The sequence below is a fragment of the uncultured Lamprocystis sp. genome (assembly GCF_903933125.1).
Classification (GTDB): domain Bacteria; phylum Pseudomonadota; class Gammaproteobacteria; order Chromatiales; family Chromatiaceae; genus Thiodictyon.
Map to the genome: position 1 here is coordinate 1 of NZ_CAIZIZ010000447.1, position 9,449 is coordinate 9,449.

General features: G+C 65.8%; 9 protein-coding genes. 5 read left to right on the top strand and 4 right to left on the bottom strand.

The annotated features are described in order from the left end of the window. Window positions 1-85 precede the first annotated feature (85 nt). Window positions 86-640 carry a Crp/Fnr family transcriptional regulator gene (locus QZY03_RS24155; protein ID WP_295585369.1) on the bottom strand — a complete coding sequence of 185 codons (555 nt, stop codon included), beginning with the start codon at window positions 638-640 and terminating at the stop codon, window positions 86-88. Between the two features lie 50 nt (window positions 641-690). Further along, window positions 691-1,080 (bottom strand): co-chaperone YbbN, encoded by a 390-nt coding sequence (locus QZY03_RS24160; protein WP_295585371.1) that lies wholly within the window; start codon window positions 1,078-1,080, stop codon window positions 691-693. Between the two features lie 256 nt (window positions 1,081-1,336). Here QZY03_RS24160 and hemB point away from each other — a divergent pair, with 256 nt between their 5' ends. From hemB to QZY03_RS24180, 4 genes are all read left to right on the top strand, one after another. Next, complete coding sequence (hemB, locus tag QZY03_RS24165; RefSeq protein WP_295585373.1) at window positions 1,337-2,350, top strand: porphobilinogen synthase; 1,014 nt, start codon at window positions 1,337-1,339, stop codon at window positions 2,348-2,350. Between the two features lie 13 nt (window positions 2,351-2,363). After that, a complete protein-coding gene (gene aroE / locus QZY03_RS24170; protein ID WP_295585375.1) occupies window positions 2,364-3,194 on the top strand; it encodes a shikimate dehydrogenase in 831 nt (276 codons plus the stop codon). A 444-nt stretch (window positions 3,195-3,638) separates the two neighbouring features. After that, window positions 3,639-4,511: an NAD(P)-dependent oxidoreductase gene (locus QZY03_RS24175; RefSeq protein ID WP_295585376.1), complete on the top strand. Its 873-nt coding sequence runs from the start codon at window positions 3,639-3,641 to the stop codon at window positions 4,509-4,511. 56 nt (window positions 4,512-4,567) lie between these two features. After that, the gene (locus QZY03_RS24180) at window positions 4,568-5,191 is read left to right on the top strand and encodes a hypothetical protein (RefSeq protein WP_295585378.1); all 624 of its coding nucleotides are present in this window, start codon (window positions 4,568-4,570) and stop codon (window positions 5,189-5,191) included. On the opposite strand, the gene QZY03_RS24185 is transcribed toward QZY03_RS24180, so the two are convergent. Next, a complete protein-coding gene (locus QZY03_RS24185) occupies window positions 5,188-6,093 on the bottom strand; it encodes a trypsin-like peptidase domain-containing protein (RefSeq protein WP_295585380.1) in 906 nt (301 codons plus the stop codon). The genes QZY03_RS24180 and QZY03_RS24185 overlap by 4 nt on opposite strands. A gap of 67 nt (window positions 6,094-6,160) precedes the next feature. Beyond that, window positions 6,161-7,372 (bottom strand): D-alanyl-D-alanine carboxypeptidase/D-alanyl-D-alanine-endopeptidase, encoded by a 1,212-nt coding sequence (locus QZY03_RS24190; RefSeq protein ID WP_295585382.1) that lies wholly within the window; start codon window positions 7,370-7,372, stop codon window positions 6,161-6,163. A gap of 216 nt (window positions 7,373-7,588) precedes the next feature. On the opposite strand from QZY03_RS24190, the gene QZY03_RS24195 reads away from it, so the two are divergent. Further along, window positions 7,589-9,133, top strand: a complete 1,545-nt coding sequence (locus QZY03_RS24195; RefSeq protein ID WP_295585384.1) for an ATP-binding protein — start codon at window positions 7,589-7,591, stop codon at window positions 9,131-9,133. The last annotated feature ends 316 nt before the right edge of the window (window positions 9,134-9,449 follow it).

Consider the following 9,449-nt stretch of genomic DNA (forward strand, 5'->3'; position numbering starts at 1 on the left):
GACTGAAGTCGCACCTACATCCGATCCGATGGTGGGTGGTATAGCCATCGGACGTAGGGGCGGGTTTCAAACCCGCCCCTACACTTCAGACATACGGTGTTTCGCAAGACGCCGCGCCGCCGCGCCGATCCGCGTGCGCGGCGGAGTCGCGTTGGCGGAACAGTAGGGCTTCGGTCTGGCGCAGGCGGCGACTCAGTTCCCGCGCCAGATTCATCATGATCAGGGTGAATGATTCAGGATTGGCCGCGTAGAGCTGGTAGAGCAGGGCGTTGCTGATCCCGAGCGCGAGACAATCCTCGGCCGCCCACACGCCGGCGCTGCGCGGGTAAAGGTCGATCAACGCCATCTCGCCGAAGCAGTCACCGGGTCCGAGCCGGCCGATCACCTCCGCCCGTTCGCCAAGGGCGCGGCGGACCTCCACCCGGCCCGAGCGCAGCACGTACATGGTCTCGCCGCGATCTCCCTGACGGAAAAACCAGTGTCCGGCCGGCGTGATCACCCGCTCGGCCCGCGTGTTCAGGTAGTCCAGAGCCCGATCGGGGACGGCACCGAAGATGGGCATGTCGCGCAGCAGTGCCAGTTCATCCGGCACGTTCAGGTCTGCTTGGTTTGAACCGGACGTCGCGGCGTTGCTCGGCATCAGTGTCTCCTGGTCAGACCGGCGCTACATCGGTGCCGCGCGGCCGGCGGTCAGCCCGGGTGACCATTGCTGTCAGCCGGGGCCGTCAGGTGTTCGCGCAGCCAGTCCCGGATCTGGTGGGTGGAGCGCGCCCCGCTGAAACGCCCGCGTTCCTCGCCGTTCTGGAACAGGATCACGGTCGGGAAGCCGCGTAGCGAATAGCGGCCGGCAACGCGCATATTCTCGCCCTCGTCCACCTCAAGTTTAGCCAGCCGGATGGCGCCGTCCAGTTCCTTGACGACCCGCTCCAGGTGGGGCGACAGGGCATGGCAGGGCGTGCACCAATCAGCCCAGAAATCGACCAGGATCGGGTGCTGGTGGGAGGCCTCGATGACCGCGGACTGAAACCGGGTCAGGTCGGTGTCGAAGATCGGGGGACTGGTATCTGATTGAAGCAACATACGTGTTCGCGGACTATAACCAACAGACCGTCGATTGTATCAGTAAGGCCAAGGCTGTCGGCGTGTCGTTTTCTCCCATCGCGGATGGGTTTCTCCGCCCGCTGCCCATCCGACAACCTGCCGCGATGGAGCACGGCTGTCGCTGGCCGTCGCGACCGGGGACGACGAACCTGCTTGGACCCAGGCTGCCGTCTAGGCTATGGTAGTCGCCCCGAGCGGCGGGGGCCGTTCGCTCACCATTTGGAGATTGCTGATCATGTCCCTACTCGACACGCCGCGTGCCGGCTACCCCCTGACCCGCATGCGCCGTATGCGCCGCGATGCATTCTCGCGGCGCCTGATGTGCGAGACCACGCTGACGCCCAATGACCTGATCTACCCGGTGTTTGTGCTCGAGGGCACGGGTGTCCGGGAGCCGGTGGCGTCCATGCCGGGGGTGACCCGGCTGAGTATCGACCTGCTGGTGGCCGAAGCGCGCGCCATTGCCGCACTGGGCGTTCCCGCCATGGCGCTGTTCCCGGTGACGCCGGCATCGGCCAAGTCCGAAGATGCGCGCGAGGCCTTCAACCCGGACGGCCTGGCCCAGCGCGCGGTACGTGCCGTGAAGGACGCGGTGCCGGAGTTGGGGGTCATCACCGATGTGGCCCTGGACCCCTTCACCACCCACGGCCAGGACGGGCTGATCGACGACCAGGGCTACGTGGTCAATGATGCCACGGTGGACGTGCTGGTCCGTCAGGCGGTCTCGCACGCCGAGGCCGGGGCCGATGTCGTGGCGCCGTCCGACATGATGGACGGGCGGATCGGCGCCGTGCGCACCGCTCTGGAAGCGGAGGGCCACATCCACACCCGCATTCTCGCCTATTCGGCCAAGTATGCCTCCAGTTTCTATGGTCCGTTCCGCGACGCGGTCGGATCCGCGGCAAATCTGGGCGGCGGCAACAAGTACACCTATCAGATGGATCCGGCCAACACCAACGAAGCCCTGCATGAGGTGGCGCTGGACCTGGATGAGGGTGCCGACATGGTGATGATCAAGCCGGGAATGCCCTATCTCGACATCGTGCGGCGGGTCAAGGATCAGTTCGGTGTTCCGACCTTCGTCTATCAGGTCAGTGGCGAGTACGCGATGCTCAAGGCGGCGAGCCAGAACGGCTGGCTCGATGAGCGTGCGGTGGTGCTCGAAGCCCTGCTCGGCATCAAGCGCGCCGGGGCCGACGGGATCCTGAGCTACTACGCCAAGGACGTGGCGCGCTGGCTGGCCGAGTGAGCTCAATCGCACCATGACAGACCGCTATGCCGTGATCGGTCATCCGATCGCCCACAGCAAGTCGCCGCTGATCCACGCGGCCTTCGCCCGGCAGACCGGGCAGGATCTGGAATACACCCGGATCCTGAGTGCGCCGGACGCGTTCGTCGACACCGTCAGGTGTTTCTTCGGCGACGGCGGGCAGGGACTCAATGTGACGGTGCCGTTCAAGGAAGCGGCCTGGCGGCTGGTCGATGAGCACAGCCCGCGGGCCGCCACCGCGGGAGCCGTGAACACGCTGATCCGACTGCCGGGGCAGCGGCTGCGCGGCGACAACACCGATGGGGTTGGCCTGGTCAGGGACCTGGCCGGCAATCACGGCTTCGACTTCGCCGGGCGGCGGGTGCTGCTGCTCGGGGCCGGCGGTGCGGCCCGGGGCGTGCTGCGCCCGCTGCTGGAGAGCGGACTGGCGGAACTGCTGATCGCCAACCGTACCCTGGACAAGGCCGCCGCGCTGGCTGCCGCGGTCGCTGACCTCGATCCCGGCGGCGCCACGGTGCATGCTTGTGGTCTTGCGGACCTTGGCCCGGTGGCCTTCGATCTGATCATCAACGCCACCTCGACCGGACTGACCGGCGCGGTGCCGGCCATCGCGCCGTCGGTGCTCGCACCCGGCGCCTGGACCTATGACATGATCTACGCGGATTCCCCCACGCCCTTCTGCCGCTGGGGTCTGAGCCACGGGGCGGCGCGGGCCATTGATGGGCTTGGGATGCTGGTCGAGCAGGCCGCCGAGTCGTTTTTTCTGTGGCGGGGGATGCGGCCGGAAACAGCAGCGGTGATCGACCTGCTGAGGCGTCGCTGAGTTTTGCAATGCTCGGTGTGTTCGGCCTGGGGGATTTCACCCGCCTCGGTGGAGACGCGGTTGATAGCGTTCGGACGTGATAACCGGACGTAGGGGCGGGTTTCAAACCCGCACCTACACCAACAGCAATTCCAAATTTGGGCGGCACCGCGCGAGCTCTGGTGGATGCGGCGCGCGACCGCCGTGCCGAGTCCCTGCCACCGAGCGGCGCGCCTTATCCACCCTACAACGGAGCCGGTTTCGTAGGGTGGATAAGCGCAGCGCATCCACCATCGGCCTGCTGCTACACCAAGGATCTGTCTGGATATCAGGTACGAGGGCTATATAATTTACATTTTCTGAAACTGTAAACCGCGCCAGCTCCAGCAATCGTCGAGTCTGCCGGAGCCGATCCCATCCAACAACATCGCATACCGCGCCGGGCGCGGTTTAGGATCAAAACCTATGGAGTTGCTGCCAAAGACCGCCGTACTCGGATTGGGCCTGATGGGCACCGAGATCGCCTTGCGCCTGCAGGCGCAGGGGGTCGCGGTCACCGGCTGGAATCGCGGTGCCGAACGGTCGCAGGCCGCCGCCGCCGCCGGGCTGGCGGTCGCGGCGGATGCCGCGACGGCCATCGGCGCCGCGGACCTGGTGCTGCTGGTGCTCAGCGATGCCGCGGCCATCGAGGCGACCCTGCTCGCCCCGCCCGCCGCCGCGGCGCTGCGCGGGCGGCTCATCGTGCAGATGGGCACCATCGGCCCGGAGGAGAGTCGCGGACTCGCCGCCCGGCTGGATGCCCTTGGTGGCCGCTACCTCGAGGCCCCGGTCCTGGGCAGCCTGGGTGAAGCCCGTGAGGGTCGGCTGATCATCATGGTCGGCGGCGATGAGACGCTGTTCGCGCAGTGCCGCCCGGTGCTGGAGCGGCTGGGGGCGCAGCCGCAACGGATCGGCGCCGTCGGTCAGGCGGCGGCGCTCAAGCTGGCGCTGAACCAGTTGATTGCCGGGCTCACCGCCACCTTCGCGCTGAGCCTGGGTCTGGTGCGCGCCCAGGGGATCGACGTCGATCAGTTCATGGCCCTGCTGCGCGGCAGCGCGCTCTATGCCCAGACGTTCGACAAGAAGCTCGACAAGTACCTGAGTCATGACTACGGAGCCGCCAATTTCCCACTCAAACACCTGTTGAAAGACGTCCGTCTGTTCCGGCAGGCCGCCGCGCCGCTCGGGCTGGATACGGCCCTGGCCGGCGCCATCGAGGCCGCCTGCATCCGTGGCCAGGATCTTGGTCTGGGTGACCAGGACTATTCGGCCATCTACGAGGCCCTGAGTCGCGGGTGAGCCGGCCGGGTCGATCAGGCTGTGGAAGCGGCTTCCAGCCGCTTCGGAGCGCCAGGATGGCGCTTCTGCTCGGTTGCTGGTTGGCACCGCTCCCGGCCGCGGCGCAGACGCCGCGACCGGAGCCGATCGAACCCATCGACCCGGGCCGTTGGATCTCCAATTTATGGGCGCCGGTGGCCTCCTATGGCGGGCTGCTGACCGACGACGCTTTGGAAGACGTGGTGATCCTCGTACACCGGCGCGAGGCCTTCGGCGATGATCCACTGCGGCCGTCGGGCAGCCGCGCACTGGCGATCTTCAGCCTGACGGACGCGGGCGTCTACCGTCGCGAGGTCTTGGCCGAGGACATTCTGCCCTGCGTCCAGTGCATGGGAACCATCAACCGTGATCCGGATGCCGTCCCCTTCGAGATCGACATCGCGGACCGCGAATTGACGGTGAGTTGGATCAGCAATGCGGACGGCTTGGTTTCTGTGCGCCTGACGCTCGCCTGGGACGCACGCGAGCAGGCCTTCGGTTTGGTCGCCGACGAGGTGGCGCGGGGCGATGGACAGCGCGGGATCGCGTCGCGGCGTCTGCGCGATTACCGCCGCGGACGTGCGGTTACCGACGGCACAGCGAGTGCCTTCACCCCGCGTTTCATCCCTGCCGAGCAGGTAAAGGCGGCGGATTACCGCTAACCACCGCGTCGTCGCGCCAGCACCCGCGCCAGGGCGGCGCGTGCGCGGTTGCTCGGTACCGCAAAGCCGATACCGACATTGCCGCCGGTGGGTCCCATCAGAGCGGTATTGATGCCGACGACTTCGCCGGCCAGATTGATCAGTGGCCCGCCGGAATTGCCGGGGTTGATGGAGGCATCGGTCTGGACCAGTTCGCCCAGCCGGGCGTCGCCCACGCCGCTGCGCCCCACGGCGCTGACGATCCCCGAGGTGACCGTCTGTCCCAAGCCAAACGGGTTGCCGACAGCGATCACGAAATCGCCGACTTCCAGCGTCTTGGAATCGCCGAACGCGAGCGGGGTGATGTCGATCGCCGGGATCTGCAGCACCGCCAGGTCGGTGCCATCATCCGATCCCAGCAGGCGGGCCCGGTAGCTGCGCCGGTCCTTGAGCGTCACCTCGATGGCGGTGGCCCCTTCCAGCAGGTGTTTGTTGGTCAGCACATAGCCGCGTTCGCTGTCCACGATCAACCCGGACCCCACGCTCTGGCGCCGCTCGGTGTCGCCCTCCTCGGGCACCTCCATGCCGAAGCGCTCCATGAAGCGGCGGAAATCCGGATCGCTCAGCAGCGGGTTTTCCTCGATCCGCACCACCGCATCCACCGCGACATTCACCACCGCCGGGGTGACCCGCCGCATCAGCGGCGCCAGTGATGGATAGGCGGCGCCGGGCTTGCGGAACAGGAAGGTCTCGCGCGACGACGGGGCCGCGGCCCGACCGCTCAGCGCGCTCAGTGTCTGCGCGCAGCCGACGAGTGTTCCGGTCAGCGCAAGGCAGACCAAAAGCCGGCCGGCCAAGCTGACGGCCGGTCGATGGTGTTTTTGCGGTCGCGAGAGGCGCGGCGCAACGTCGGGTTCACGCAAGATGACATCCTTTTAGGGCTTGGGGACCGTCGGCAAGCCGGCCGCGGAACCGGTCAGCGGAAACCGATCAGCGGACTAGGGCGCTTGCCACGCGCCGCCGCAGACCGGCATCCACGGGTTGATTGATCAGCAGCGCAAAGGGTGTCCAGGTGCCGTCGCGTCGGACATAGCCCGCATAGGCGCTCACGCCGGTGAGGGTGCCGGTCTTGGCACGCACCCCAGGGTTGCCATCCTGCACCGGCATCAGGTCGCGGTTGGGCGCGAAGGCATTCATCACGTCCACCAACTGGCGGGCCGAGAGGCGGTTGCCGCGCGACAGTCCGGCGCCGTCCTCGATCTTGAAATCGGCCCATTTGAACTTGCGGCGGGCAAAGTCCGTCATGGCGCGCTGGGCGCCGGCGATGCTCACCCGTCCCTTGCCCTGCGGGTCCGCCAGGCGCAGGAAGAGCGCATTGGCGACGAAATTGTTCGAGTATTTCAGGGTCGGCGTCAGCATGGCCGCCAGGGTGCGGGTGTTCTTGTGCCGATAGACCAGCTTGGCACCACCCGGCATCGGTGCGATCTCCTGTCCGCCCGAGACCTGGATTCCGGCCGCCTGGAGCTTGGCCGCCAGCAATTCGCCAAAATAACCGACCGCCGTCGGCCGTTGTTTGAGATTCACCCGCTGGGTGCCGGCCCCGCCCATCTTGCCGAACCGGCGGGCGGTGTCGGTCAGCGGGGTCTGGGGTTCGGCGCTGGAGACGGTGGCGCCGCTGCGGACCAGATTGACCGTATTGAAGTTGGCGGCCAGTGCCGTCACCGGCGCGTCGTAGGGATTGTCCGTGGCCGACCGGCCGGCGATCTCGACATCCTTGTCGAAATAGCTGTCGTCCAGCCCGAGGCCGGCCACGCGCTTGACGCCGGCGGACTTGAGCCCCTGGGCGATCAGGTCCAGTTCTTCCGAAACCAGATAGGGATCGGCGCGTCCTTTCACCCAGAGCCGGCCCTGGCCGTCCTGGTAGAAGTCGGTCTCGAAATGATAATCGCGTCCCCAGGTATCGATCGCCGCCAGCGCGGTCAGCACTTTCATGGTCGAGGCCGGCATCAGCGGCAGATCCGGGTTGTGGGAGACGACCGCCTTGCCGGCCTCCTGGACCAACAGCCCCGCCTTGGACAGCCCCTGCACCTGACTCACGGCGTCGGCGCGGGCGGGGTTGCCCCAAGGCAGGGCGCACAGGGCCAGCAGGCCGCTGAACAGCAAGGAACGCAAAGGGGGCAGGGCGTGCTGGGCTGGGCTCATGGGTCTCTTCGTCCGGTCACCGTTGGAGGATGCAAGCCGGTTAGGATAGCCCAGAATCCAAGACGACAACGATTGTGTTTATAGCGTTCACATCTGATATCCAGACAGACCTTCGTGTAGGGGCGGGTTTGAAACCCGCCCCTACGACCGGCTATCACGTCCGAAGGCGATAACTTGTTCTAGCCCAAACGCTTCACGCCCCTTCCGAGGTCCGCCATGCACCGCCGCAGACTGCCGATCGGCATCCAGACCTTCGCCAAAATCCGTGCGGATGATCACTATTACGTGGACAAGACCGGCTTCATCCGGCAGTTGACCGACGAGGGCACCCACTATTTCCTGTCGCGCCCGCGCCGCTTCGGCAAGTCGCTGCTGCTTGATACCCTGGGGGAGATTTTTAGCGGTAACGAGGCGCTGTTTCGCGGACTGCTGATCCATCCGCACTGGGACTGGACCATCCGGTATCCGGTTATCCGGCTCAGCTTCGGCGGCGGCATGGTGCAGGATCCTGCGGCGCTGGAGCACAAAATCGGGGAACAATTGCGCATCAACCAGGCCGCGCTCGGCTTGCACTGCACCGAGACGGGGAGCGATGGCTGCTTCGGGGAGCTGATGCGGTTGGCCCATGCCGCGACCGGCCGGCGGGTGGTGGTGTTGGTCGACGAATATGACAAGCCGATCTTGGACAATCTGACCACGCCGGAGGTCGCGCGCACGATGCGCGATGGGCTACGCAATCTCTATTCAGTCATCAAGGACAATGACGCCCATGTCCACTTTGTGTTCATCACCGGAGTGAGCAAGTTCAGCAAGGTGAGCATCTTCTCGGGGTTGAACAATCTGAAGGACATCACCATTGATGCCCGCTATTCCGCTCTGTGCGGCTATACCGAGACAGATGTCGACACCGTCTTCGCCTCAGAGCTTCCCGGGTTGGACCGGGACGAAATCCGCCACTGGTATAATGGCTATAACTGGACCGGCACGGCGGTCTACAACCCCTTCGACCTGCTGCTCTTGTTCGATGCGCGCGAGTTTCGCACCTGGTGGTTCGAGACCGGCACTCCGACCTTTTTAGTGGATCTGCTCATGCAGCGCGGCGTTTTCACCCCCAGTCTGGCGCGCCTGCGCGCCGATGAGGCGCTGCTGTCGGCCTTCGACGTGGATCATCTGGCCACCGAGGCGCTGCTGTGGCAGACCGGCTATCTCACCTTCACCGGCACGCGGCAGCTCGGCGCCCGACGCGAATACACCCTGGGTTATCCCAATCTGGAAGTCGAGAGCGCGCTGAACGACAGCCTGGTCAAGGCGCTGATCGGCCATCCGGGGCAAGCAAGCGAATTGGCGAGCCGGCTCTACGATCTGCTGGCGGCGGCGGATTTCGCCGGTCTGCGCGCCCATGTCGACAGCCTGTTCGCGGCCATCCCCTATCAGTGGCATACCGGCAACCCCATCGCGCGTTATGAGGGCTACTACGCCAGCGTTTTCTACAGTCATCTGGCCGCGCTCGGCCTGGACTTGACGGCGGAGGACGCCAGCCGCCAGGGCCGGGTCGACCTGACGCTGAAATTCAATAGCCGCATTTGGCTGTTCGAGTTCAAGGTGGTGGAATTGGAGCCCACGGGGCGTGCGCTGCAGCAGCTCAAGGATCGAGGTTATGCAGCGCAATACCGCGCCCTTGGCCAACCGATCCATCTGATCGGGATCGAATTCAGCCGCGAGCAGCGCGGGGTGGTCGGGTTCGAGGTCGAGACGCTTTAGCCTGACACATCCCAGCACCGGGATCTTCATCATCCGTGCAATGGTCCGGCCCTTCGTTTCTTCCACCAACAGCGGCAGCCCGGCCTTGATCATGGTGACGGCCACGACCCTGACCAGTTCCGATTCTGTTCATGTAGGGGCGACTTTAGTCGCCCCTATAGCCCCCTGCGGATCTTGCCCGCACCCGCACAACAGACAGAAGGTCGAGGCGTCAGTCGAACGCCGCGCCGCCGCCCGCTAAAGCGTCGACCTCCGGTCGCGTCACCCCGGTCCTCGGTGGTTGATCCCGCGTGGTACGAGGTTCTTCGGAAATCAC